Source organism: Aquincola sp. J276 (assembly GCF_024700035.1).
Classification (GTDB): domain Bacteria; phylum Pseudomonadota; class Gammaproteobacteria; order Burkholderiales; family Burkholderiaceae_C; genus Aquincola; species Aquincola tertiaricarbonis.
The window spans coordinates 1227619-1252246 of sequence record NZ_JAJONC010000001.1 but is presented as its reverse complement, the minus strand read 5'-3'; the positions used below and the strand labels follow the sequence as shown (position 1 = coordinate 1252246).

Below are 24628 nucleotides of genomic sequence, written 5' to 3'. Positions count from 1 at the left end.
CGAGTGACCAAGCCGTGAGCCCCCCGGGGGCTGGCGCCGCCGCCGCGGCGTCAGGGGGCCGCCATCACCAGAACTGCCACCAGGCCTTCTCGCGCTCGCGCAGGCCTTCAGCCAGGAACTTGCTGTCCGGGAAATTCTGCCGCAGCACCCGCGTGCTGTCGTCGCGCAGCTGCTCCAGGCCGAGGCGGTCGTAGCTCATGGCCAGGATGTACAGCGCCTCTTCCACCGCCGGCGAACGCTGGAACTCCTGCGTGGCCTGCTGCGCCCGGTTGGCCGCGGCCACGTAGGCGCCGCGCTTGTAGTAGTAGCGCGCCACGTGCACTTCGTACTCGGCCAGCGCATTGACGATGTAGTTCATGCGCTCGCGCGCATCCGGGGCGTACTTGGAACCGGGGAACTGCTCGGCCAGCTGCTTGAACGACTGGTACGAATCGCGCGAGGCCTGCTGGTCGCGCTCCGACAGTTCCTGGCGCGACAGGCTGCCGAGGAAGCCCAGGTTGTCGTTGAAGTTGACGATGCCGCGCAGGTACAGCGCATAGTCGTAGGCCGGGCTCGAGGGATGCAGCTTCATGAAGCGGTCCAGCACGGCCAGTGCCTCGGTCCGCTCGCCGGTGCGGTAGTGCACGTAGGCCAGGTCCAGCGTCGCCTGTTGCGCCAGCAGGGTGCCGGCGGCGCGGCCTTCCACGCGCTGCAGCGTCTGCGTGGCGCGCTCGTAGTTGCCGGAGGACATGTCGTCCTGGGCGTCTGCATACAATTTGTCGACCGCCTGCTGCGAGTTCGGGTCTTCCTTGGGCGTCGAACTGCAGCCACCGAGCACCAGGGCGCTGGCCAGCGCCGGGATCGCGAGCCAACGAGCTGCGCGTTGCACGGGTCGGGAAACGGTCATCGTCTACGCCGGCGTTCAATCCGGCTCCGCTGAAAAATCGAGCGCGAATTATATGGTTGCCCCCCAGGCCGCCCGGGCCCAGCGCCGGGGCCGGACACGTCTTTACCCCTGCTTGCCAACCCCGAGGCCGCCGTGGCGGACGCGGACGCCGACACCGACGACGCGGAGGCCGAAGCCGAGACCCGCGCCTGGAACGTCAGCGCGGATGAGCATGGCCAGCGCCTGGACAAGGTGCTGGTGGCGCATGCCGGCGAGTTCTCGCGCAGCCACCTGCAGGCGCTGATCGAGCGCGGCCACGTGCTGCTGGACGGCGTGCCGGCCGGCACGGCCTCGCGCAAGCTGAAGATGGGGCAGGCGGTGGCCATGGCGCTGGTGCCCACGGCGCAGAGCCGTTCCTTCCGCGCCGAGCCGATGGCGCTGCAGGTCGTGTTCGAGGACGAGCACCTGCTGGTCGTCGACAAGCCGGCGGGGCTCGTCGTGCATCCGGCGGCGGGCAACTGGAGCGGCACGCTGCTCAACGGCCTGCTGGCCCACCATGCCGGCGCCTTCGACCTGCCGCGTGCCGGCATCGTGCACCGGCTGGACAAGGACACCTCCGGCCTGATGGTGGTGGCCAAGACGCTGCCGGCGATGACCACGCTCACCCGGGCCATCGCCGCGCGCGAGGTGCACCGCGCCTACCAGGCGCTGGTGCATGGCGAGATGAAGCTGCTGCCCTTCACGGTGGAGGCGCCGGTGGGCCGCGATCCGCACACCCGCGTGCGCATGGCGGTGGTGGGCAGCGGCAAGCCGGCGCGCACCGACGTGCAGCCGCTGGCGGCGCGGCAGGGTGTGTGCGCGGTGCGCTGCACGCTGCACACCGGCCGCACCCACCAGATCCGCGTGCACATGGCCTCGCGCGGGCATCCGCTGGTGGCCGACGTGCTGTATGGCGGGCGGCCGTTGCTGGGCCTGTCGCGCCAGGCGCTGCATGCGGCCCAACTGCGCTTCGCGCATCCGGTGGATGGCCGCGAGCTGGCCTTCGAGGCGCCGCCGCCGGCCGACCTGGCCGCGGCCTGGTCGGTGATTTGTGACCCGGCGGCCACGGCCTGACACGCCATTCCCTCTTTCGGGGGCTACAATGTGCCTCCAACACGCCGCGTTCCGCAGGCCGTGGCCCAAAAAGGCCCGGCACCTCGCCCGAACCGGCACAGGCCTCTTCCGCAACCCCTGCCGTCACCGGCCGGCCTTGCAGCGAAGAGCCCCGATACCTGCCAAGAGCAGTGGCCCCCGCGGTGCCGAAGAAGACCCACACCGCCGGGATCCGATCCGCCCATGTTGTGAACGCCGCCGGCCCGATCCGGCGCCCCTTCAAGCAGAGCCCATGAACACACAGGATGCGAAGCGCGTCCTCGAAACCGCGCTCATCTGTGCCCAGCAGCCGCTGCCGTTGCGCGACATGCGGGCGCTGTTCGATGACCACGTCGGCGTCGACACCCTGCGCAGCCTGCTCGACGAGCTGGTGCGCGACTGGGAAGGCAAGGGCGTGGAACTGGTGGCGCTGGCCTCGGGCTGGCGCTTTCAGAGCCGCCCCGAGATGCGCGACTACCTCGACCGGCTGCATCCCGAGAAGCCGCCGCGCTACTCGCGCGCGGTGATGGAGACGCTGGCCATCGTGGCCTACCGCCAGCCGGTCACGCGCGGCGACATCGAGGACATCCGCGGCGTGACCGTCAGCACGCAGATCGTCAAGCAGCTGGAAGATCGCAACTGGATCGAAGTGATCGGCCACCGGGACGCCCCCGGCCGGCCGGCGCTGTATGCCACCACGCGGCAGTTCCTCGACGATCTCGGCCTGGCCAGCCTTGACCAGCTGCCCCCGCTCGAAGGCACGCCCGCGGCCATCGACCTGATGGCCACCGGCCTGGCCGACCAGCCCTCGTTGCTGGACGCCGAAGGACCGCTGGCCGAGTCCGGCAGCAACATGGGCGAGCCGCTTGCCCTGGCCGCCTTGCCTTCGGCCGCACCGCCCGACCTCCCGCCCACCCCGTCCGACCCGACCGCCTCCTCCTCTTCACCCGAAGCGCAAGCATGAACGCCAACGACTCCGATCTGCCCTCCGACGCTCCGGTGGATCCCGCCCACGCGGCCTCCACCCCGGACGGCGAGGCCAAGCCCAAGCGCCGTCGCACGCCGCGCAAGACGGCCGAAGAGGGAACGTCCGACGCGCAGGCCGTCGGCGCGCAGGCCGAGGCGCCGGCTGCGCAGCCGGCAGGCGAGGGCGAGCCGGCAGCCGCCGCACCGCGTCGCCGCAGCCGCAGCGCCGCCGCCACGGCCCAGCCGCAGGCGGACGCCGCGCCGGCGGAGGCCGCGGCCGACGATGGCGCGAACACCGCCGCCGCCAAGCCGGCCCGCCGCCCGCGCAAGCCGGCCAAGGCCGATGCGGCCGAAGGCGCCGCACAGTCGGCACTGGCCTTCGACGCGCCGGTGGCTGATGGTGCCGACGCCGCGGCCGTCACGGCCTATGCCGAGCCGCAGGCGCGGCCGGTGGTGCCGTCGGCTGCCACGGGAGAGGGTGCACCGGGGGAGATGGGCCCGGCGGAGGGCGGCGAGGGCGGCGAACGCACCGGCGACGGCCAGGCTGCGGGTGGCGAGGCCACCGAGGCTGGCGCAGCCGGTGAACGCTCCTCCCGATCGCGCAACCGCCGCCGCGGCCGCAAGGAGCGTGGCGAGAAGGGTGGCGAGCAGCGCGCCGAAGGGCGCCCGGACGGCCGCAACGAGCCGCGTGCCGACAAGCCGCGTGGCGACCGCAAGCCGGGCGGCCAGCCGCCGGCGATCGTGCGGCCCGACACCACGCCGCTGTTCGCCGAGGTGCTGTCCGGCGCCTTCGACGATGCGGTGGAACTACCCGCCGGCGAAGCGCTGGACGATGCCGGCCTGCCGCAGGACGCGCAGGCCGCCGACTCGGGCCAGGACGCTGCCGCGGACCAGCCGTCCGCCGCGGCCGATGCTGCGCCGGCAGCCGAGGGCGAAGCCGCTGGCGCCGACGAGGCCGACGGCCCCGCCAAGCGCGTGCTGGCCGCCGAAGCCGATGCGCCCAAGCTGCACAAGGTGCTGGCGCAGGCCGGCATCGGTTCGCGCCGCGACATGGAGCAGCTCATCACCGAAGGCCGCATCACGGTCAACGGCGAGCCGGCCCACACCGGCCAGCGCATTTCCTGGGGCGACCGCATCCAGGTCAACGGCAAGCCGATCAAGGTGCGTATCGCACCGTCGCCGGCGCGTGTGATCGCGTACCACAAGCCCGTGGGCGAAGTGGTCACGCTGGACGATCCGCAGCAGCGCCCGACCGTGTTCCGCAAGCTGCCGCGGCTGCAGCACGGCAAGTGGCAGTCGGTGGGCCGGCTGGACATCAACACCGAAGGCCTGCTGCTGTTCACCACCTCCGGCGACCTGGCGCACCAGTTGATGCATCCGCGCTTCGGCGTGGAGCGTGAGTACGCGGTGCGCGTGCTGGGCACGCTGGAAAGCGAAGCCAAGGCCAAGCTGCTGGAAGGTGTCGAGATCGAGGGCCAGAAGGCCGCCTTCACCAGCATCGAGGACGGCGGCGGCGAAGGCCTGAACCGCTGGTACCGCGTGGTGATCAACGAAGGCCGCAACCGCGAGGTGCGCAAGCTGTTCGACGCGGTGGGCCTGACGGTCAGCCGCCTGATCCGCATCCGCTACGGCAGCGTGGTGCTGCCGCGCGGCCTCAAGCGCGGCGTCTGGGTCGATCTGGAAGAGCCGGACGTGAAGATGCTGCGCCGGCTGATCGGCCAGGTGCCGCGCGGCCCGAAGGAAGCGCGCGAGCAGCGTGAAGGCGAGGGCGGCGGACAGGGCCAGAACAACGGCCAGGGCGGCCACAACAAGCCCGGCCGCAACGCCAAGCGCGGCAACGGCCCGCAGCAGCGCGACCGCGGCGAACGCGGCGACCGCCCGCCGCGCGGCGATCGCAACGACCGCGGTGGCGATCGCGCAGACCGTGGCGACCGTTCGCGCGGCCCGCGCGAGCGTGGCCCGGTGATCCCCGATCCGCTGCAGCAGACCTTCGACAAGCGCCTGGCCCGTGAAGCGCGCCAGGGCCGTTCGAACCGGCCCATCCGCGAGGACGGGCCCATCCCCAATCCGCTGCAGCAGACCTACGACAAGCGCGCGCTGCGCGAGAACCGCGAGCCGCGCCGCGAGCGCGAGGACGGCCCGATCCCGAATCCGCTGCAGCAGACCTACGACAAGCGCGCGATGCGCGAGCTCAGCCTGCAGCGCAAGGACATCGGCGACGATGGCCCGATCCCGAACCCGCTGCAGCAGACCTACGACAAGCGGCTGATGCGCGAGCACAACGCACCGCGCCGCGAATACAGCGAGGACGGCCCGATCCCCAATCCGCTGCAGCAGACCTACGACAAGCGCCTGGTCAAGGGCGTGCCCAACGGCGGCAACGCCTTTCCCCGCAAGGGCGGTGGCGGCGGCCTGGGCATCAAGGCCCGCGGCGGCAAGCCGGGCGGCCCCAACCGGGGCGGCGGTGGTGGTGGTGGCGCGGGTCGCGAACCCGATCCGATGCAGACCTCGGTCGGCTACATCGGCGCCGATGCCTTCCATCGCAAGGGCGGCGGCGGGCGTGGTGGCCGGGGCGGCGGCGGCGGTGCAGGCGGTGGCGGCCGGGGTCGCCCGGGTGGCCGCGGCGGTCGTTGATCCGCTTCAGCGGGTTACAATCCAAGGCTTTGCCAAGTTATTGATTCAGGAGAGATTTCCATGGCCATCGAACGCACCCTGTCGATCATCAAGCCCGACGCCGTCGCCAAGAACGTGATCGGTCAGATCTATGCCCGCTTTGAAGGCGCCGGCCTCAAGGTGGTGGCCGCCCGCATGGCGCACCTGTCCAAGGGCGAAGCGGAAGCCTTCTACGCAGTGCACAAGGCCCGCCCGTTCTTCAACGACCTGGTCAGCTTCATGATCTCCGGCCCGGTGATGATCCAGGTGCTGGAAGGTGAAGGCGCCATCGCCAAGAACCGCGAGCTGATGGGCGCCACCGATCCGAAGAAGGCCGACAAGGGCACCATCCGTGCCGACTTCGCCGACAGCATCGACGCCAACGCCGTGCACGGCTCCGACGCCGCCGAGACCGCGGCCGTCGAGATCGCCTTCTTCTTTCCCGGCATGAACGTCTACAGCCGCTGATCGGCGCTGGAAGTCCGCATGGCCGAGCTGCAGTCTTCGAACTCCACCGCCGCACAGGCGTTGTCGGAGGCTGCGCGCGTCAACCTGCTGGACTTCGACCTGGAAGGCCTCACCGCCTTCTGCGAACAGCTGGGCGAGAAGCGTTTCCGCGCCACGCAGCTGTTCCGCTGGATCCACCAGAAGGGCGCGGCCGACTTCGGCCAGATGTCCGACCTGGCGCGCTCGCTGCGCGACAAGCTGGCCACGCGCGCCGAAGTGCGCGGCCTGAAGATCACGAGCGAGCAGGCGTCGGCCGACGGCACCATCAAGTGGCTGTTCGACGTCGGCAACGGCGACGCAGTGGAAGCCGTGTTCATCCCCGAGGCCGACCGCGGCACGCTGTGCGTGTCGTCGCAGGCGGGCTGCGCGGTGGGCTGCCGTTTCTGCTCCACCGGCCACCAGGGCTTCAGCCGCAACCTGTCCACCGGCGAGATCCTGGCCCAGCTGTGGTTCGCCGAGCACCATCTGCGCGAGCGACTGAAGCTGCAGCCCGGCGAGCGGGCGATCGACAACGTGGTGATGATGGGCATGGGCGAGCCGCTGCAGAACTACGGCGCGCTGGTGCCCGCGCTGCGGGTGATGCTGGACGACCACGGCTACGGCCTGTCGCGCCGCCGTGTCACCGTGAGCACCTCGGGCGTGGTGCCGATGATGGACCGGCTGCGGGTGGACTGCCCCGTGGCACTGGCCGTCTCGCTGCATGCGCCGGAAGACGGCCTGCGCGACCAGCTGGTGCCGCTCAACCGCAAGTACCCGCTGGCCGAGCTGATGGCGGCGTGCGGGCGCTACCTGGAAGCCGCCCCGCGCGACTTCATCACCTTCGAGTACTGCATGCTCGACGGTGCCAACGATTCCCCCGAGCAGGCGCGCCAGCTGGTGCGCCTGGTCACCGGGCGTGCCGGTACGCCGGCCGTGCCCTGCAAGCTGAACCTGATCCCGTTCAATCCGTTCCCGGCTTCCGGCCTGCTGCGCTCGCCGAAGGAGCGGGTCGACGCCTTCGCGAAGGTGCTGATGGACGCCGGCATCGTCACCACCGTGCGCCGCACCCGCGGCGACGACATCGCCGCCGCCTGTGGCCAGCTGGCCGGCGAGGTGCAGGACCGCACCCGCGTGACGCAGCGGCTGACGCGCCCGGCCATCCGCATCGCACCGGCTCCCGTCCAGCAAGAGGGAGACCGCCTGCACGGGCGGAGGGCCGGTTGATCGTGCACCGCGCTGCCGCGTGGGTGCTGGGCGCGCTGGCGGGCATCGGCCTGCTGGCCGGCTGCGAGACGCCGCCTGGCCAGGGCCTGCAGGGCAGCACGCAGGAAATCCGCACCGCCTCCGACCAGACCGACAACGACCGCCGCGCGCGGCTGCGACTGGAGCTGGCCTCGGCCTACTTCGGCCGCCAGCAGTACGAGGTGGCGCTGGACGAGGTCAAGCAGGCGCTGAACGCCCGGCCCGACCTGGGCGAGGCCTACAACCTGCGCGGCCTGATCTATGCCGCGATGGGCGAGAACCGCCTTGCGGACGAAAGCTTCCAGCGCGCGCTGCAGCTCAATGCGCGCGACGGCGATGCCAAACACAACTACGGCTGGTTCCTGTGCCAGCAACGTCTGTTTGCCGATGCGCAGCGCCAGTTCGACGCCGCGCTGGCGCTGCCGCAGTACCGCGACATGGTGCGCACGCTGCTGGCGCAGGGCGTCTGCCATGCACGCGCCGGCCAGCTGGATGCGGCCGAGCGGGCGCTGGTGCGTTCCTATGAACTCGATCCCGGCAATCCGACGATCGCGGTCAACCTGTCCGAGGTGCTGTACCTGCGCGGCGAGTACGAGCGCGCACGTTTCTACGTGCGGCGCGTGAACCTGCGGCAGGAGACGTCGAACGCGCAGTCGCTGTGGCTGGCCGTGCGCATCGAGCACCGCATGGGCAACCGGGGCGGCGTCGAGGAATGGGGGCGCCAGCTGCGCGCGCGCTTCCCGCAGGCGCCGCAGACCCTGGCCTTCGAAAGAGGACAATTCGATGACTGAGGCTGTTGCCGCCACCGCTGGCGGGCTGCTGAAGGCGGCCCGCGAGAAGCAGGGCATCCACATCGCGGCGCTGGCCGCGTCGATCAAGGTCACGCCGCGCAAGCTCGAGGCGCTGGAACACGACCGTTATGACGAGCTGCCCGACATGACCTTCGTGCGGGCGCTGGCCAAGACGGTTTGCCGCACGCTGAAGATCGAGCCCGAGCCGGTGCTGGCCCTGCTGCCGCACCAGGCCGACAGCGGCACCGCGCTGGCGCAGGTGAGCACCGGGCTCAACCAGCCGTTCCGCGAGCGCCCGGCGCGCGGCGATCCGCCCGAGTGGGCCGTGCTGCAGAAGCCGGTGCTGTGGGGCGCCGGCGCGGTGCTGCTGGCCGCGCTGGTGGTCTACCTGCTGCCCGAGCGTGCGCTCGAAGGCCTGGGCGGCGGCACCGGCACCGGCACCGAGGCAAGCGACCTGGTGGGTACCGTGGGCGCGGGCGCCTCGGGCGTCGTCACCGAGGTGATCGAGGCGGCCTCCGCCGCGGTCGATACCGTGCATTCCGTGCCTTCGGTGGTGGAGCCGCCGGCTTCCGCTGCGCCGGCCGCGCCGGCCGCCGCCTCCGCCGCCGGCCCTGTGGCGGCCACTGCGCCACCCGCGGTGGCCAGCGCCCCGGCCGCCGTTGCCCCGGCCACCGCCGCCGGCGCGCTGGTGCTGCGCGCCACCGCCGAGAGCTGGGTGGAGGTGCGCGACCGCAGCGGCCGCGTGCTGCTGTCGCGCACGCTGCAGTCCGGCGAAACGGTGGGCGTGGACGGGGAGATTCCGCTGCGCGCCACAATCGGCAACGCTGCCGGCACGCAGGTCACCTTCCGCGGGCAGCCGGTCGATACCTCGGCCACCCGGGACAACGTCGCCCGGCTCGAACTCAAGTGAACGCCATGAACACAGCCGCTCCCGCCGCCTTCGTCCCCGAGTCGCCGGACACCATGATCGATGCCGCCTTCCCGGCGCCGCGCCGCTCGCGCCAGGCCCGCGTGGTGTGGGGCGACCGCGTGGTGACGGTGGGCGGCGACGCACCGGTGCGCGTGCAGTCGATGACCAACACCGACACGGTGGAGGTGATCGAGACGGCCATCCAGGTCAAGGAACTGGCGCAGGCCGGCTCGGAGATGGTGCGCATCACGGTCAACACGCCCGAGGCCGCGCAGGCCGTGCCGCACATCCGCGAGCAGCTCGACCGCATGGGCGTGGACGTGCCGCTGATCGGCGACTTCCACTACAACGGCCACCGGCTGCTGACCGAGTTCCCGGACATGGCGCAGGCCCTGTCGAAGTACCGCATCAACCCCGGCAACGTGGGCAAGGGCGACAAGCGCGACCGCCAGTTCGCGATGATGGTGGAAGCCGCCGCCAAGTACGACAAGGCGGTGCGCATCGGCGTCAACTGGGGCAGCCTGGACCAGGAGCTGCTGGCCTCGCTGATGGACGACAACGCCCGCCGTGCCGCGCCCTGGGACGCGAAGCAGGTGATGTACCAGGCGCTGGTGCAGTCGGCGCTGGAGTCGGCCGCTTATGCGCGCGAGATCGGCCTGGACCCCAACCAGATCATCATCAGCTGCAAGGTCAGCGGCGTGCAGGACCTCATCTCGGTCTACCGCGCATTGGCCCGCCGCTGCGACTATTCGCTGCACCTGGGCCTGACCGAAGCCGGCATGGGCACCAAGGGCACCGTGGCCTCGGCCACCGCGCTGTCCATCCTGCTGCAGGAAGGCATCGGCGACACCATCCGCGTGAGCCTGACGCCGCAGCCCGGCGAGGCGCGCACGCAAGAGGTGGTGGTGGCCGGCGAGATCCTGCAGGCCCTGGGCCTGCGCAGCTTCAATCCCAGCGTCACCGCCTGCCCCGGCTGCGGCCGCACCACCAGCACCACCTTCCAGGAGCTGGCCAAGCAGATCGACGACCACCTGCGCGCCAGCATGCCGGTGTGGAAGGCCCGCTACCCGGGCGTCGAGACGCTCAAGGTGGCCGTGATGGGCTGCATCGTCAACGGCCCGGGCGAAAGCAAGCATGCCGACATCGGCATCAGCCTGCCCGGCACGGGCGAGGCACCGGCGGCGCCGGTGTTCATCGACGGCGAGAAGGCGCTGACGCTGCGCGGCGAGGGCATCGCCACCGAATTCCAGAAGATCGTCGAGGGCTACATCGAGCGGCGCTTCGGCGCCGCCACGGCCACGCCCTGACCGGCCGGCCCGCTTGCGCGCGGGCCGCCTGCCGAACACAACCGGGCCGCCTGCGGCCCCCAACGCATTGCTGCTGACATGTCTGAACGACTGAGTGCCGTCAAGGGCATGAACGACCTGCTGCCGCCCGAGTCCGCGCGCTGGGAATGGGTGGAGGCCACGCTGCGCTCGCTGATGCAGCGATACGGCTACCAGAACGTGCGCACGCCCATCGTCGAGCCCACTGCGCTGTTCGTGCGCGGCCTGGGCGAGGTGACCGACATCGTCGAGAAGGAGATGTATTCCTTCGAGGACCGCCTGAACGGCGACCAGCTCACGCTGCGCCCCGAGGGCACGGCCGGCGTGGTGCGGGCGATGAACGAGCACAGCTTCCTGCGCGAAGGCGGCCGGCGACTGTTCTACATCGGGCCCATGTTCCGCCACGAGCGGCCGCAGAAGGGCCGCTACCGCCAGTTCCACCAGGCGGGCGTGGAGGTGCTGGGCTTTCCCGGGCCGGACGTGGACGCCGAGATCATCCTGCTGCTGCGTGCGCTGTGGCGCGAGCTGGGCCTGGTGGAAGGCCGCGACGTCACGCTGGAGATCAACAGCCTGGGCCAGCCGGAGGAGCGCCGTGCGCACCGCCAGGCGCTGATCGCGCACCTGGAAGCCCATGCCGACCTGCTGGACGAGGATGCCAGGCGCCGCCTGCACAGCAATCCGCTGCGGGTGCTGGACACCAAGAACCCGGCGATGCAGCCGGTGGTGGATGCCGCGCCCCGGCTGATCGATTTCCTGGGCGAGGCCTCGCTGGCGCACTTCGATGGCGTCAAGGCCGTGCTGGATGCGGCCGGGCTGGCCTACCGCATCAACCCGCGCCTCGTGCGCGGCATGGACTACTACAACCTCACCGTCTTCGAGTGGGTGACCGACAAGCTCGGCGCCCAGGGCACGGTGTGTGGCGGCGGCCGCTACGACGGCTTGATCGAGCAGCTGGGCGGCAAGCCCTCGCCTGGCGTCGGCTGGGGCCTGGGCCTGGAGCGGCTCCTGCTGCTGCTGGAAGCGGCGCAGGCGCCAGTGCCGTCGGCGGCCCCGTCGGCCTATGCGGTGGTGCCTTCGGCCGCCAGCCTGCCGCGCGTGATGCCGGTGCTGGAAGCGCTGCGCGCGGCCGGCGTGGCGGTGGTCATGCATGCCGGCAACACCGAAGGGCAGGGCAGCATGAAGTCGCAGTTCAAGCGGGCCGACGCCAGCGGCGCGCGTTTCGCGCTGATCTTCGGCGACGACGAACTGGCCCGCGGCGAGGTGGCGGTCAAGCCGCTGCGCGACGGGCAGGGCGCGCAGTCCCAGGCTGCGCAGACCGTGCGTCCGCTGGCCGACGTGGCCGCCTGGGCGCACGAACTGCGCAACGCATAATCCCGCCTCCTCCGCCCCCGGGCGGTCAGAACAAGACAAGCATCGCATGGCAACCCAACTCGACCTGCAAGAGCAGGAACAGCTCGACGAGCTGAAGGCTTTCTGGAAGCGCTACGGCAACCTCATCACCTGGGTGCTGGTGCTGGCGCTCGGTGGCTTCGCGGCCTGGAACGGCTGGAACTACTGGCAGCGCGACCAGGGCACCAAGGCCGCGGCCATGTTCGATGCGCTCGAAGGCGCCGCCCGCGCGGGCGATGCGGCCCGCACCGGCCAGGTGTTCGCCGACCTCAAGAACAAGTACCCGCGCACCGCCTATGCCGGGCAGGGCGGCCTGCTGGCTGCCCAGGCCCAGTTCGACAAGGGCCAGGTGGACGAGGCCGCGGCCACGCTCGGCTGGGTGGCCGACAGTGCCAGCGAGGACGAGCACCGCACCGTGGCGCGCCTGCGGCTGGCCGGCATCCTGCTGGACAAGAAGCAGTACGACGAGGCGCTGCGCCAGGTGGACGCCGCCAAGGCGCCCGGCTTCGAGGCGCTGGCCGCCGACCGCCGCGGCGACGTGCTGATGGCCCAAGGCAAGAAGGACGAAGCGAAGACCGCCTACCAGGCCGCCTGGGCGGCGATGGATGCGCGCCTGGAGTACCGGCAGCTGATCGAGGCCAAGCTCACCGCGCTTGGCGCGGCGCCGGCCGCCCAGGGAGCCAAGTGATGCAGCGCCGTCTTCTTTCCGCCGCCGCTGCCGCCCTGGCGATGGCCCTGGCCGCCGGCTGCTCGTCCACCGACAAGCCCAAGCCCACGCCGCTGGAGACCGTCTCGCCGCAGATCGCCGGCCGCCTGGTGTGGAGCGCCCGGCTGGACAGGCTGGACTTCCCGCTGGTGCCCACCGTGCGCGAAGGCGAGCTGACGCTGGCCTCCGGCAACGGCAACGTGGTGGCCCTGCAGGCCGACAGCGGCGCTGAACTGTGGCGTGGCAATGCCGGTGCGCCCATCGTCGCCGGCGTGGGCAGCGATGGCCGCATCGCCGCCGTCGTCACCCGCGACAACGAGCTGGTGGCCATGGAGCGTGGCGCCGTCAAGTGGAAGGTGCGCCTGAACGCGCGCGTGGCCACGCCGCCGCTGGTGGCCGGCGAGCGGGTGTTCGTGATGGGCGTGGATCGCATCGTCAATGCCTTCGACGCGCTGGACGGCAAGCCGCTGTGGCGGCTGCAGCGCCCGGGCGACGCGCTCACGCTGTCGCAGGCCAGCGTGCTGGCGCCGTTCAAGGACACCTTGCTGGTGGGCCAGGGCCCGCGCCTGCTGGGCGTCGACCCGCTGCGCGGCACCGTGCGCTGGGACGTGGCCGTGGCCACCCCGCGCGGTACCAACGAGGTGGAACGGCTCGCCGACCTGATCGGGCCGCCGGCGCGCAACGGCGACGCCGTCTGCGTGCGGGCCTTCCAGTCCGCCGTGGGCTGCGTGAATGCCGAGCGCGGCACGCTGCAGTGGAGCAAGAACGTGGGCGGCGTGCAGGCCGTCGGCGGCGATGCGGAACTGGTCGTCGGTGCCGATGCCAGTGACCGCATCACCGCCTGGCGCGGCACCAACGGCGACGTGGCCTGGACCTCCGAGCGGCTGCTCTACCGGCAGCTCAGCGGCGGCCTGGTGGTCGGCCGCACGGTGATCTTCGGCGACGTCGAAGGCCAGGTGCACTTCCTGGATCGCACCAACGGCACCACCCTGCTGCGCCTGCCCACAGACGGCTCGCCGGTCGTGGGCCTGCCGGTGCGGTGGGGCAACACCGTGGTCGTGACCACCCGCAACGGCGGCGTGTTCGCGTTCCGCCCGGAATGACAGTCAACAGGCAGCACACATGAAACCGGTCGTGGCCCTCGTGGGCCGCCCCAATGTCGGCAAGAGCACGCTCTTCAACCGCATCACCAAGAGCCGGGACGCCATCGTGGCGGACTTCGCCGGCCTGACGCGCGACCGCCACTACGGCGATGCCCGGCTGGGCAGCCGCGAGTTCATCGTCATCGACACCGGCGGCTTCGAGCCCGACAAGCCCACCGGCGTGGTGGCCGAGATGGCCAAGCAGACCAAGCAGGCGGTGGCCGAGGCCGACGCCGTCATCTTCGTGCTGGACATCCGATCCGGCCTGTCCGGCCAGGACGCCGACATCGCGCGCTACCTGCGCGCGGCCAACAAGCGGGTCTTCATCGCGGTGAACAAGGCCGAAGGCATGGCCGAATCGCCGATGCTGTCGGAGTTCCATGAACTCGGCATGGGCGAGCCGCATCCCATCAGCGCCGCGCACGGCCAGGGCATCCGCAGCCTGGTGGAAGCGGTGCTCGAGAGCTTCACCTGGCCCGAGGACGAGGAAGAACCCGCCGACGGCGAGGAACGCCCGATCCGCCTGGCCGTGGCTGGACGGCCCAATGTGGGCAAGAGCACGCTGATCAACACCTGGCTGGGCGAGGAGCGGCTGATCGCCTTCGACATGCCCGGCACCACGCGCGATGCCATCCACGTGCCGTTCGAGCGCAACGGCAAGCGCTTCGAACTGATCGACACCGCCGGCCTGCGCCGCAAGGGTAGGGTGTTCGAGGCCATCGAGAAGTTCTCGGTGGTCAAGACGCTGCAGGCCATCGCCGACGCGAACGTGGTGGTGCTGCTGCTGGACGCCACCCAGGGGGTGACCGAGCAGGACGCCCACATCGCCGGCTATGTGCTGGACGCCGGCCGCGCGGTGGTGCTGGCCGTCAACAAGTGGGACGCGGTGGACAGCTACCAGCGCGAGATGCTGGACCGCTCCATTGCCAGCCGGCTGGCCTTCCTCAAGTTCGCGCCCATCATCCAGATCTCCGCTTTGAAGCGGCAGGGCTTGGGCCCGCTGTGGAAGACGATCGCCGACGCGCACGCCTCGGCCACGGTGAAGATGAGCACCCCGGTGCTCACCCGGCTGGTGCACGAGGCGGTGGAACACCAGGCACCCAAGCGGGCTGGCAATTTCCGCCCCAAGCTGCGATATGCGCACCAAGGCGGCATGAATCCGCCGGTGGTGGTGATCCACGGAAATTCGCTGGAGCACATCACCGACGCCTACAAGCGCTTTCTGGAAGGTCGCATCCGGGAGCATTTCAAGCTCACCGGCACCCCGCTGCGCATAGAAATGAAATCTTCGCGGAACCCTTTCGACGACAAGGGCTCCTAGAGGCGGGGCGGGGAAAGGTTGTCGCGGGGCCCGCCGGCCACTAGGGGCAACCCTGTGCTAACGTGGCACGCATCTGAAACAGACACGGAGAATGTCGTGAGTAATAAAGGGCAATTGCTACAAGACCCATTTCTGAACCTGCTGCGCAAGGAACATGTTCCGGTGTCGATCTATCTGGTCAATGGCATCAAGCTGCAGGGCCACATCGAATCCTTCGACCAGTACGTCGTCCTGTTGCGCAACACCGTGACCCAGATGGTCTACAAACATGCCATTTCCACGGTGGTTCCCGGTCGCGCGGTCAATTTCCACGCGCAAGAACCCGGTGAAGCGGCCTGACGGCCGAGCTGGCACATCCTGCTTTGAGTTCTGACGTTTCTCCGTCCGGTGCTGCAGCCGACGGCGCCCGGGCGGTGCTCGTCGGCGTCGACCTGGGCCCATCGTCCTCCTTCGATCCCACGCTCGACGAACTGGCGCTGCTGGCCGAGTCGGCCGGCGACGTCGCGGTGGCGCGCCTGATCGCACGCCGCAAGGCGCCCGATGCCGCGCTCTTCGTAGGCAGCGGCAAGGCCGACGAGATCAAGGCCCTTGTGGAACAACACCGGGCTACCGGCGTCATCTTCGACCAGGCGCTGAGCCCGGCGCAGCAGCGCAACCTGGAGCGCCACCTGGGCGTGCAGGTGGCCGACCGCACCGCCCTGATCCTCGAGATCTTCGCCCAGCGCGCCCAGAGCCATGAGGGCAAGCTGCAGGTGGAACTGGCGCGGCTGCAGTACGTCGCCACCCGCCTGGTGCGCCGCTGGAGCCACCTGGAGCGCCAGCAGGGCGGCATCGGCACCCGCGGCGGGCCGGGCGAAGCGCAGATCGAGCTCGACCGGCGGATGATCGGCGACCGCATCAAGACCGTGAAGCAGCGGCTCGAGAAGGTCAAACGCCAGCGCGGCACGCAGCGCCGGGCGCGGGAGAAGAGCGGCACCTTCCGCATCTCGCTGGTGGGCTACACCAACGCCGGCAAGTCGACGCTGTTCAATTCGCTGGTCAAGGCCCGAACCTACGCCGCCGACCAGCTCTTCGCCACGCTGGACACCACCACGCGGCAGCTCTACCTGCCGCAGCTGGGCGGCACCGTCTCGCTGTCGGACACCGTCGGCTTCATCCGCGACCTGCCGCACAAGCTGGTGGAGGCCTTCCGCGCCACCTTGCAGGAGGCGGCCGAGGCCGACCTGCTGCTGCACGTGGTGGATGCCTCCAGCCCGCAGCTGGCCGAGCAGCTCGACGAAGTGGACCGCGTGCTAGCCGAGATCGACGCCGAACGCATTCCGCAAATCCTCGTCTACAACAAGCTCGACCGTCTCGACGAGGCCACCCGGCCGCGGGTGCTGGTCGATGCGGTGGAACGTGCGCCGGGCCTGCGGGTGCCGCGTATCTTCCTCAGTGCCATGGAAGGCACCGGCCTGGAGGCGCTGCGCGAAGCCATCGCCGCGGCCGCCAGCGGCAATGCCGACGATTACGTCACCCCGGCCGGCGAAGCCGCCGCCGAGGCCGACGAGCCCCCCCTCACCGGAAGCCGACGAGGCTCCCGCCACCCGATCCATGCAAGCATGAACATGCGCCCATCGTTCCCCGAGCGTTCCAGCCTGTCGGCCGTCGCCCAGGCCTCCCGCGCGCTCCTGGCCGGCCTGGCTCGCAGCGCCTGGCCGCGGCGCCGCGCAGACGCCAGCGACACCCTCGTGCTCAACAACGGCCGCAACGACGGCCCACCCGATCTCGACGAACTCTGGCGCGACTTCAACCGCAAGCTCAGCGGGCTGCTGGGCGGCAAGCCCACCGGCGGCGGCAACAACAACCGCGGTGGCAGCGGCGATGGCGGCGGCCCGAACTTCCGGCCCGACATGAAGAGCGCCGGCATCGGCGCCGGCCTGATCGGCGTGGTGGTGGTGCTGGTGTGGCTGGCCAGCGGCTTCTTCATCGTGCAGGAAGGCCATCAGGCGGTGGTCACTTCCTTCGGGCGTTATGCCTACACGGCCGAGGCCGGCTTCCAGTGGCGCTTCCCGTATCCATTCCAGGCGCATGAGACGGTGCCCGTGACGCAGCTGCGCTCGGTGGAAGTGGGCCGCAATAGCGTGGTGCAGGCCACCGGCCTGCGCGACTCCTCCATGCTTACCGAGGACGAGAACATCGTCGACATCCGCTTTACCGTGCAATACCGGCTGAAGGATGCCCGCGAGTTCCTGTTCGAGAACCGCAGCCCCGACGAAGCCGTGGTTCAGGCGGCCGAATCGGCGGTGCGCGAGATCGTCGGCCGCAGCCGAATCGACCAGGTGCTGTACGAGCAGCGTGACGCCATCGCCACCGACCTGGCGAAGTCCGTGCAGGCGCAGCTTGACCGGCTGAAGGCCGGCATCATCGTGGCCAACGTCAACGTGCAGAACGTGCAGGTACCCGAGCAGGTGCAGGCGGCGTTCAACGACGCGGTGAAGGCCGGGGCCGACCGCGACCGCTTCAAGAACGAAGGCCAGGCCTACGCCAGCGACGTGATTCCGAAGGCGCAGGGCACGGCCGCGCGCCTGCGCGAGGAGGCCGAGGGCTACAAGGCCCGCGTGACCGCACAGGGCGAAGGTGATGCGCAGCGCTTCCGCTCGGTGCTGACCGAATACCAGAAGGCCCCGGCCGTGACGCGCGACCGCCTCTACATCGAGACGATGCAGCAGGTCTACAGCAACGTCAGCAAGGTGATGGTGGACAGCCGCAACGGATCCAATTTGCTGTACCTGCCGCTGGACAAGCTGCTGCAGCAGCCGCAGGCCGGCGGTGCGGGCGCGCCCGCCTCCGGCGTGGCCACCCCACCGACGCCGATGGACAGCGTGCCCAGCGGCTCGTCCGCCGCCGACGTCCGATCGCGCGAGAACCAGCGCAGCCGCGACCGCGAAGTCCGCTGAGCTTGCAGGAGACATAGACAACATGAACCGAATCGGAGCCATCGTTGCCGGCGCGCTGATCCTGCTGATGCTCGCCAGCTCAACGCTTTTCATCGTCGACCAGCGCCAGGTGGCGGTGGTCTACGCGCTGGGTGAGATCAAGGAAGTGATCACCGAGCCCGGCCTCAAATTCAAGCTGCCGCCGCCGTTCCAGAACGTGGTGTTCCTCGACAAGCGCGTGCAGACCCTGGACAGCCCCGAGACCCGCCCGATCTTCACCGCCGAGAAGAAGAGCCTGGTGATCGACTGGCTGATCAAGTGGCGCATCGTGGAGCCGCGCCAGTTCATCCGCAACAGCGGCGTCGACATCCGCAACCTGGAAAGCCGCCTGGCGCCGGTGGTGCAGGCCGCCTTCAACGAGGTGGTGACCCGCCGCACCGTGCGCGGCGTGCTGGCCACCGAGCGCGAGCAGGTGATGCAGGCCGTGCGCGACCGCCTGGCCGACGAGGGCAAGGCCTTCGGCATCGAGATCATCGACGTGCGCGTCAAGCGCGTGGACTTCGTCGCCGACATCACCGACGCCGTCTACCGCCGCATGGAATCGGAGCGCAAGCAGGTGGCCAACGAGCTGCGTTCGCAGGGCGCGGCCGACGGCGAGAAGATCCGCGCCGATGCCGACCGGCAACGCGAAGTCATCATCGCCGAGGCCTACCGCGACGCGCAGAAGATCAAGGGCGAGGGCGATGCGCAGGCCTCGGCGCTGTATGCCGACGCCTTTGGCCGCGATCCTCAGTTCGCCCAGTTCTATCGCAGCCTGGAGGCCTACCGCGCCAGCTTCCGCACCAAGGGCGACGTGATGGTGGTCGATCCCAACAGCGAGTTCTTCCGCGCCATGCGCGGCTCGCAGAGCAGCACGCCGACCGGCCGCTGAGGCCTGGGGACTGCCGCTGCGTTCGGCGGCCGCAGCGCTGCATGCTGCAAGTGCGGCTGGGGCCCTGCGCCGCCTGAGGCTGGGGCCGGCCAGCGCCCGGACCCCACCGCCGCCAACAGGCCGCTGGCACCGGCTGGCGGCCGTTTCCACGCCCGTACAATCGGGTTTTTAATACCGGTGCATTTTGATGTCGTCTGCGTGGCTGCTGCCCGAGCACATTGCCGATGTCCTGCCTTCGCAGGCCCGGCGTATCGAAGAACTGCGGCGCGCCTTGCTCGACATGGCGCGTGGCTATGGTTTTGAGCTGGTCATCCCGCCGCTGCTGGAGCATCTGGAGTCCTTGCTGTCCGGCACCGGCCGCGAACTGGACCTGAAGACCTTCAAGCTGGTCGACCAGCTCAGCGGCCGCACCCTGGGCCTGCGCGCCGACACCACACCGCAGGTGGCGCGCATCGATGCCCACCTGCTCAACCGCAGCGGCGTCACCCGCCTGGCCTACTGCGGCCCGGTGCTGCATACCCGGCCCGAGCGGCTGCATGCCACGCGCGAGCCGCTGCAGTTCGGCGCCGAGATCTATGGCCATGCTGGCCTGGAGGCCGAGCTGGAAGTCATCGAGCTGGCGCTGGACGGCCTGAAGGCTGCCGGCATCGAAGCGCCGGTGCTCGACCTGGGCGATGCGCGCGTGGTGCGCGGGCTGCTGGAAGGCGTCTCGGTCGATGCCACGCGGCTCAACGACGTGATGGCCGCGCTGGCGCACAAGGACAGCGCCGCGTTGTCCGAGCTCACTGCCGGCTTCCCGGCACGGGCCCGCGAGGGCTTTGCCACGCTGCTGCGCCTGTATGGCGGCGCCGACGTGCTGCAGGCTGCCCGGGCGCAGCTGCCGGCCAGCGGACTCATCGCTGCCGCGCTGGACGACCTGCAGTGGATCGAACAGCATGTGCGCCGCGCGCATCCGCAGGTGCGCGTGGGCTTCGACCTGGCCGACATGAGCGGCTATGCCTACTACAGCGGCGTGCGCTTCGCCCTGTACGGCGCGGGTGCGAGCGATTCGCTGGTGCGCGGCGGTCGATATGACGAGGTGGGCGCGGTGTTCGGCCGCAATCGGCCCGCCGCCGGTTTCAGCCTGGACCTGAAGGCGCTGGTGGAGCTGGCCACGCCGCAAGGCCCGCGCATGGCCATCCGCGCCCCCTGGGGCGAAGACAGCGCGCTGCGCGACGCCGTGCGCAGCCTTCGCCAGCAGGGCGAGACGGTGGTGTGCGTGCTGCCGGGCCATGAACACGAGGCCCAGGAATTCGACTGCGACCGCGAGCTTGCGCTCGTCGACGGACGCTGGGCGCTGCGCGCGCTCTGATTCTCTTTCCACGAACCTTTCGGACATCATGCAACAGCAGAGCAACTCGGCCTCGCGCGCATCGCGGGGCAAGAATGTCGTCGTCGTCGGCACCCAGTGGGGCGACGAGGGCAAGGGCAAGGTGGTGGATTGGCTGACCGACCACGCACAGGCGGTGGTGCGCTTCCAGGGCGGCCACAACGCGGGCCTCACGCTGGTCATCAAGGGCGTGAAGACGGCGCTGCAGCTCATCCCCAGCGGCATCATGCGCGATGGCGTGCAGTGCTACATCGGCAACGGCGTGGTGGTCGACCCGACCCACCTGCTGTCGGAGATCGAGCGGCTGGAGAAGATCGGCCTGGACGTGCGGTCGCGGCTGTTCATCAGCGAATCGTGCCCGCTGATCCTGCCATTCCACGTGGAAGTGGACAAGGCGCGCGAGGCGCTGCGCGAGACCAGCGGCGCCGGCAAGATCGGCACCACCGGCAAGGGCATCGGCCCGGCCTATGAGGACAAGGTGGCCCGCCGCGCGCTGCGCGTGCAGGACCTGAAGCACCCCGAGCGCTTTGCGAAGAAGCTCAAGGAACTGCTGGAGCTGCACAACTTCGCGCTGGGCGGCTACCTCAAGGCCACGCCGCTGGACTACCAGCCCATCTTCGATCACGCAATGAAGGTGGCCGAGCAGCTCAAGCCGATGATGGCCGATGTGGGCTACCGCCTGCACACCGCCAACCAGCAAGGCGCTCACATCCTGTTCGAAGGCGCGCAGGGCACGCTGCTGGACATCGACCACGGCACCTATCCGTACGTCACCTCCAGCAACTGCGTGGCCGGCAATGCGGCCGCGGGCTCCGGCGTCGGGCCCGACCAGCTGCACTACATCCTGGGCATCACCAAGGCCTACACCACGCGCGTGGGCTCGGGCCCGTTCCCGACCGAGCTGCCGATGGACGAGGAGGGTACTGTGGGCCATCACCTGTCCACCGTCGGCCAGGAGCGCGGCACCGTCACCGGCCGGCCGCGCCGCTGCGGCTGGCTGGATGCCGCGGCGCTCAAGCGCTCGATCATCATCAACGGCATCTCGGGCCTGTGCATCACCAAGCTCGATGTGCTGGATGGCCTGAAGGAGATCAACGTCTGCGTGGGCTATGAGCTGGACGGCCAGCGCGTGGACATCCTGCCGCTGGATGCCGACGACATTGTGGCCTGCAAGCCGATCTACGAGACCTTCCCCGGCTGGACCGAGACCACCTTCGGTGTGACGCAGTGGGATGCGCTGCCGGCCAATGCACGGGCCTACCTGGAGCGTGTGCAGGCCTTCATCGGCGCGCCGATCGACATGGTGTCCACCGGTCCCGACCGCGACCACACCATCCTGCTTCGCCATCCCTACCAAGCCTGATGCCCCATCGCCAGACAAGGAGCCCACGATGCTGACCGACGACGGCAAACACCTGTACGTCTCCTGGGACGAGTACCACATGCTGACCGAGCGCCTGGCGCTCAAGGTCTACAACTCGGGCTGGGAGTTCGACCAGATCCTGTGCCTGGCCCGCGGCGGCATGCGCCCGGGCGACGTGCTGTCGCGCGTGTTCGACAAGCCGCTGGCGATCATGTCCACCAGTTCGTATCGTGCCGAGGCCGGCACCATCCAGGGCCGGCTGGACATGGCCAAGTACATCACCATGCCCAAGGGCGAACTGGCTGGCCGCGTGCTGCTGGTGGACGACCTCGCCGATTCCGGCATCACGCTGCGCGCGGTGGTCGACCGGCTGCGTGGCATGCCTTCCATCCAGGAACTGCGCTCGGCTGTCATCTGGACCAAGGGCGTATCGACCTACACGCCCGACTACTACGTCGAGATGCTGACGACCAGCCCGTGGATCCATCAGCCCTTCGAAGAATACGACGGGCTGCGCCCCGAAGGCCTTGCGAGGAAGTTCGCGGTTTGAGCGAAGGCAGCACCGGATTGGTTGATGCCATCAAGGATCGAGTGTCCTTGATGGCGCTTCCTTGGCTGACGCCGAGGTCCGGTGCTTCTTCGGTTGCCGCACAAACAAAAAGGGCCGATGCTGTGTGCATCGGCCCTTTTTACTTCAATCCATTCAACTCTGGTGCCCAGGAGAGGACTCGAACCTCCACGGAGTTACCCGCTAGTACCTGAAACTAGTGCGTCTACCAATTCCGCCACCTGGGCATTTCAGGGAAGCCGAGAGTCTATCATCAAAAATTCGAACAACGCAAGCGCCCCCAGCCTCGGCGCCGCTCTGATGAGCGAAGTGGAAGGCATCGTGCAGGGCCACCGCGACGGCCACGGCTTCGTGCTGCAACCCGGTGGCAACGACATCTACCTGTCGCAGCAAGAAATGCGCGCCGTGCTCCACCGCGACAAGGTGCGGGTGCGCGTGGTGCGCTATGACCGCAAGGGACGGCCCGAAGGCCGCGTGCTCGAGATCCTCGAGCGCCGCAAGTCGCCCATCATCGGCCGGCTGCTGCATGAAAGCGGCGTGTGGCTCGTGGCGCCGGAGGACAAGCGCTACGGCCAGGACATCCTGATCCCGAAGAACGCCACCGCCGATGCGCAGGCCGGGCAGGTGGTGGCGGTGGAGTTGACCGAGCCGGCCTCGATGTTCTCGCAGCCGGTGGGCCGCGTGAGCGAGGTGCTGGGCGAGATCGACGACCCGGGCATGGAGATCGAGATCGCGGTGCGCAAGTACGAGGTGCCGCACCGCTTCTCGCCTGAGACGCTGGCGCAGGCCGCGGCGCTGCCCGACCGCGTGCGGCCGGCCGACAAGCGCCACCGCATCGACCTGACCGACGTGCCGCTGGTCACCATCGACGGCGAGGACGCACGCGACTTCGACGACGCGGTGTACTGCGAGCCCTTCAAGAAGGGCCGCGGCAAGACGGCGTTCAACGGCTTCCGGCTCATCGTGGCCATCGCCGACGTGAGCCACTACGTGAAGCCTGGCGAGCCGATCGACGACGACGCCTACGAGCGCGCCACCTCGGTGTATTTCCCGCGGCGCGTGATTCCGATGCTGCCGGAGAAGCTCTCCAACGGATTGTGCTCGCTGAACCCGTACGAAGACCGGCTGGCGATGGTGTGCGACATGCTGGTGTCCGACGTCGGCGACGTGCAGGCCTACCAGTTCTACCCGGCCGTCATCAACTCGCATGCGCGCTTCACATACACCGAGGTGGCGGCCATCCTGGCCAACACCCGTGGGCCGGAGGCCGCCAAGCGCAGCGACCTGGTGGAGCACCTGCTGCACCTGAACGACTGCTACCGCGCGCTGCTGAAGGCGCGTGCGGCCCGTGGCGCGGTGGACTTCGAGACCACCGAGACGCAGATCGTGTGCGACGAGAACGGCCGCATCGAGAAGATCGTGCCGCGCGTGCGCACCGAGGCCCACAAGCTGATCGAGGAAGCCATGCTGGCCGCCAACGTGTGCGCCGCCGACTTCATCCAGCAGGGCAAGCACAAGAGCCTGTACCGCGTGCACGAGGGCCCCACGCCCGAGAAGAAGACGACGCTGCAGAACTACCTGCGCTCGCTGGGGCTGGGCCTGTCGGTCAGCGACGACCCCACGCCGGGTGAGTTCCAGGCCATCGCGCAGGCCACGAAGGACCGGCCCGATGCGCTGCAGATCCACACCATGCTGCTGCGCTCGATGCAGCAGGCCATCTACACGCCGGCCAACAGCGGCCACTTCGGCCTCGGCTACCCGGCCTACACCCACTTCACCAGCCCCATCCGCCGCTACCCGGACCTGCTCGTGCACCGGGTGATCAAGGGCCTGCTGTCGGGCAAGAAGTACCAGCTCGACCCCAACCTGCTGGCCAGCGAACCCACGGTGACGATGCGCAAGGCCGGCAAGCCGGTGAAGGCCGCGGTGGCCACGCCCACCGGCGCCACGCGCGTCACCGCAGCCGATGTCTGGGACATCGCCGGGGCGCATTGCAGCGCCAACGAGCGCCGTGCCGACGAGGCCTCGCGCGACGTGGAGGCCTGGCTCAAGTGCCGCTACATGCGCGAGCGCCTGGGCGAGGAGTTCGGCGGCACCGTCACCGCGGCCACCAGCTTCGGCCTCTTCGTCACGCTCGACGGCCTGTACGTCGAAGGCCTGGTGCACATCACCGAGCTGGGCGGGGAGTACTTCCGCTTCGACGAGGCACGGCAGGAACTGCGCGGCGAGCGCAGCGGCGTGCGCTACACCATCGGCTCACGCGTGCGGGTGCAGGTCAGTCGCGTCGACCTGGACGGTCGGCGCATCGACTTCCGCATGGTGCGTGAAGGCGAGCCGGAGCGGCCGCTGTCGCGCAATGGGCGCGACAAGCCGGGTGAGCGGCGCGCCGCTTCCAGCGCGGTGGACGAACTGGCTTCAGTGCAGGAAACCGACCGTGCGGTGAAAGCCCGCACGCGCAAGGCGGCCAGCAAGCGCAGCGCGGGCGGCGGTGGCGGCGCGGGCCGCAAGTCCACTGCGGCAGGCAAGACCCGCAAGCGGCGCTGAACCGCGCTG

Annotated in this window: 20 protein-coding genes, 1 tRNA gene and 1 pseudogene; 20 read left to right on the top strand and 2 right to left on the bottom strand. The window is 69.8% G+C overall.

From position 1 onward, the window contains the following. Positions 1-64: 64 nt before the first annotated feature. Complete coding sequence (locus LRS14_RS05845) at positions 65-886, bottom strand: outer membrane protein assembly factor BamD (RefSeq protein WP_046111468.1); 822 nt, start codon at positions 884-886, stop codon at positions 65-67. Positions 887-1018: 132 nt separating this feature from the next. Here LRS14_RS05845 and LRS14_RS05840 point away from each other — a divergent pair, with 132 nt between their 5' ends. The 19 genes and pseudogenes from LRS14_RS05840 (at position 1019) to LRS14_RS05750 (ending at position 22057) form a co-directional block, all read left to right on the top strand. Next, a complete protein-coding gene (locus LRS14_RS05840) occupies positions 1019-1978 on the top strand; it encodes an RluA family pseudouridine synthase (protein ID WP_257798935.1) in 960 nt (319 codons plus the stop codon). A gap of 271 nt (positions 1979-2249) precedes the next feature. Further along, a complete protein-coding gene (gene scpB / locus LRS14_RS05835) occupies positions 2250-2960 on the top strand; it encodes an SMC-Scp complex subunit ScpB (RefSeq protein ID WP_257798934.1) in 711 nt (236 codons plus the stop codon). Next, a complete protein-coding gene (locus LRS14_RS05830; RefSeq protein WP_257798933.1) occupies positions 2957-5596 on the top strand; it encodes a pseudouridine synthase in 2640 nt (879 codons plus the stop codon). The genes scpB and LRS14_RS05830 overlap by 4 nt, the downstream gene beginning before the upstream one ends. A gap of 60 nt (positions 5597-5656) precedes the next feature. Further along, positions 5657-6082 carry a nucleoside-diphosphate kinase gene (gene ndk / locus LRS14_RS05825; RefSeq protein ID WP_046111464.1) on the top strand — a complete coding sequence of 142 codons (426 nt, stop codon included), beginning with the start codon at positions 5657-5659 and terminating at the stop codon, positions 6080-6082. Positions 6083-6100: 18 nt separating this feature from the next. After that, positions 6101-7324 carry a 23S rRNA (adenine(2503)-C(2))-methyltransferase RlmN gene (gene rlmN, locus LRS14_RS05820; protein WP_257798932.1) on the top strand — a complete coding sequence of 408 codons (1224 nt, stop codon included), beginning with the start codon at positions 6101-6103 and terminating at the stop codon, positions 7322-7324. 2 nt (positions 7325-7326) lie between these two features. After that, positions 7327-8133 carry a type IV pilus biogenesis/stability protein PilW gene (pilW, locus tag LRS14_RS05815; protein WP_310740849.1) on the top strand — a complete coding sequence of 269 codons (807 nt, stop codon included), beginning with the start codon at positions 7327-7329 and terminating at the stop codon, positions 8131-8133. After that, entirely contained in the window at positions 8126-9043 is a 918-nt protein-coding gene (locus tag LRS14_RS05810; RefSeq protein ID WP_046111463.1) for a helix-turn-helix domain-containing protein, read from the top strand. Before pilW ends, LRS14_RS05810 begins: the two co-directional genes overlap by 8 nt. A gap of 5 nt (positions 9044-9048) precedes the next feature. Next, positions 9049-10350 (top strand): flavodoxin-dependent (E)-4-hydroxy-3-methylbut-2-enyl-diphosphate synthase, encoded by a 1302-nt coding sequence (gene ispG, locus LRS14_RS05805; RefSeq protein ID WP_404977534.1) that lies wholly within the window; start codon positions 9049-9051, stop codon positions 10348-10350. Positions 10351-10428: 78 nt separating this feature from the next. Then, positions 10429-11739 carry a histidine--tRNA ligase gene (gene hisS / locus LRS14_RS05800; RefSeq protein ID WP_257798930.1) on the top strand — a complete coding sequence of 437 codons (1311 nt, stop codon included), beginning with the start codon at positions 10429-10431 and terminating at the stop codon, positions 11737-11739. A 46-nt stretch (positions 11740-11785) separates the two neighbouring features. After that, positions 11786-12445 (top strand): tetratricopeptide repeat protein, encoded by a 660-nt coding sequence (locus LRS14_RS05795; RefSeq protein WP_257798929.1) that lies wholly within the window; start codon positions 11786-11788, stop codon positions 12443-12445. Next, on the top strand, positions 12445-13566 hold the full coding sequence (gene bamB / locus LRS14_RS05790) for an outer membrane protein assembly factor BamB (protein WP_257798928.1): 1122 nt from the start codon (positions 12445-12447) through the stop codon (positions 13564-13566). Before LRS14_RS05795 ends, bamB begins: the two co-directional genes overlap by 1 nt. 19 nt (positions 13567-13585) lie before the next feature. Next, the gene (gene der / locus LRS14_RS05785; protein ID WP_046111458.1) at positions 13586-14926 is read left to right on the top strand and encodes a ribosome biogenesis GTPase Der; all 1341 of its coding nucleotides are present in this window, start codon (positions 13586-13588) and stop codon (positions 14924-14926) included. A 96-nt stretch (positions 14927-15022) separates the two neighbouring features. Further along, positions 15023-15265: an RNA chaperone Hfq gene (hfq, locus tag LRS14_RS05780; protein ID WP_046111457.1), complete on the top strand. Its 243-nt coding sequence runs from the start codon at positions 15023-15025 to the stop codon at positions 15263-15265. Positions 15266-15288: 23 nt separating this feature from the next. Then, positions 15289-16482 (top strand): annotated as a pseudogene (gene hflX, locus LRS14_RS05775) (GTPase HflX); the annotation flags it as partial. A 45-nt stretch (positions 16483-16527) separates the two neighbouring features. Further along, positions 16528-17865, top strand: coding sequence for an FtsH protease activity modulator HflK (gene hflK / locus LRS14_RS05770; protein ID WP_198156860.1), 1338 nt, complete (start codon positions 16528-16530; stop codon positions 17863-17865). A 22-nt stretch (positions 17866-17887) separates the two neighbouring features. After that, positions 17888-18775, top strand: coding sequence for a protease modulator HflC (hflC, locus tag LRS14_RS05765; RefSeq protein WP_046111455.1), 888 nt, complete (start codon positions 17888-17890; stop codon positions 18773-18775). Positions 18776-18962: 187 nt separating this feature from the next. Continuing rightward, complete coding sequence (locus LRS14_RS05760; RefSeq protein ID WP_257798926.1) at positions 18963-20126, top strand: ATP phosphoribosyltransferase regulatory subunit; 1164 nt, start codon at positions 18963-18965, stop codon at positions 20124-20126. A gap of 28 nt (positions 20127-20154) precedes the next feature. Next, positions 20155-21507: an adenylosuccinate synthase gene (locus LRS14_RS05755; RefSeq protein WP_257798925.1), complete on the top strand. Its 1353-nt coding sequence runs from the start codon at positions 20155-20157 to the stop codon at positions 21505-21507. Positions 21508-21535: 28 nt separating this feature from the next. Next, complete coding sequence (locus LRS14_RS05750; protein ID WP_046111452.1) at positions 21536-22057, top strand: phosphoribosyltransferase; 522 nt, start codon at positions 21536-21538, stop codon at positions 22055-22057. A gap of 160 nt (positions 22058-22217) precedes the next feature. Here LRS14_RS05750 and LRS14_RS05745 read toward each other — a convergent pair. Further along, positions 22218-22302: transfer RNA gene (locus LRS14_RS05745), tRNA-Leu, on the bottom strand. A 73-nt stretch (positions 22303-22375) separates the two neighbouring features. On the opposite strand from LRS14_RS05745, the gene rnr reads away from it, so the two are divergent. Then, positions 22376-24619 (top strand): ribonuclease R, encoded by a 2244-nt coding sequence (gene rnr, locus LRS14_RS05740; protein ID WP_046111451.1) that lies wholly within the window; start codon positions 22376-22378, stop codon positions 24617-24619. The last annotated feature ends 9 nt before the right edge of the window (positions 24620-24628 follow it).

Excerpts from the sequence above, each read along its gene's own strand:
- LRS14_RS05845 (WP_046111468.1), bottom strand. The coding sequence starts at position 886 with ATGACCGTTTCCCGACCCGTGCAACGCGCAGCTCGTTGGCTCGCGATC.
- scpB (WP_257798934.1), top strand. The coding sequence starts at position 2,250 with ATGAACACACAGGATGCGAAGCGCGTCCTCGAAACCGCGCTCATCTGT.
- LRS14_RS05830 (WP_257798933.1), top strand. The coding sequence starts at position 2,957 with ATGAACGCCAACGACTCCGATCTGCCCTCCGACGCTCCGGTGGATCCC.
- ndk (WP_046111464.1), top strand. The coding sequence starts at position 5,657 with ATGGCCATCGAACGCACCCTGTCGATCATCAAGCCCGACGCCGTCGCC.
- rlmN (WP_257798932.1), top strand. The coding sequence starts at position 6,101 with ATGGCCGAGCTGCAGTCTTCGAACTCCACCGCCGCACAGGCGTTGTCG.
- LRS14_RS05810 (WP_046111463.1), top strand. The coding sequence starts at position 8,126 with ATGACTGAGGCTGTTGCCGCCACCGCTGGCGGGCTGCTGAAGGCGGCC.
- ispG (WP_404977534.1), top strand. The coding sequence starts at position 9,049 with ATGAACACAGCCGCTCCCGCCGCCTTCGTCCCCGAGTCGCCGGACACC.
- hisS (WP_257798930.1), top strand. The coding sequence starts at position 10,429 with ATGTCTGAACGACTGAGTGCCGTCAAGGGCATGAACGACCTGCTGCCG.
- LRS14_RS05795 (WP_257798929.1), top strand. The coding sequence starts at position 11,786 with ATGGCAACCCAACTCGACCTGCAAGAGCAGGAACAGCTCGACGAGCTG.
- bamB (WP_257798928.1), top strand. The coding sequence starts at position 12,445 with ATGCAGCGCCGTCTTCTTTCCGCCGCCGCTGCCGCCCTGGCGATGGCC.
- der (WP_046111458.1), top strand. The coding sequence starts at position 13,586 with ATGAAACCGGTCGTGGCCCTCGTGGGCCGCCCCAATGTCGGCAAGAGC.
- hflK (WP_198156860.1), top strand. The coding sequence starts at position 16,528 with ATGAACATGCGCCCATCGTTCCCCGAGCGTTCCAGCCTGTCGGCCGTC.
- hflC (WP_046111455.1), top strand. The coding sequence starts at position 17,888 with ATGAACCGAATCGGAGCCATCGTTGCCGGCGCGCTGATCCTGCTGATG.
- LRS14_RS05760 (WP_257798926.1), top strand. The coding sequence starts at position 18,963 with ATGTCGTCTGCGTGGCTGCTGCCCGAGCACATTGCCGATGTCCTGCCT.
- LRS14_RS05755 (WP_257798925.1), top strand. The coding sequence starts at position 20,155 with ATGCAACAGCAGAGCAACTCGGCCTCGCGCGCATCGCGGGGCAAGAAT.
- LRS14_RS05750 (WP_046111452.1), top strand. The coding sequence starts at position 21,536 with ATGCTGACCGACGACGGCAAACACCTGTACGTCTCCTGGGACGAGTAC.
- rnr (WP_046111451.1), top strand. The coding sequence starts at position 22,376 with ATGAGCGAAGTGGAAGGCATCGTGCAGGGCCACCGCGACGGCCACGGC.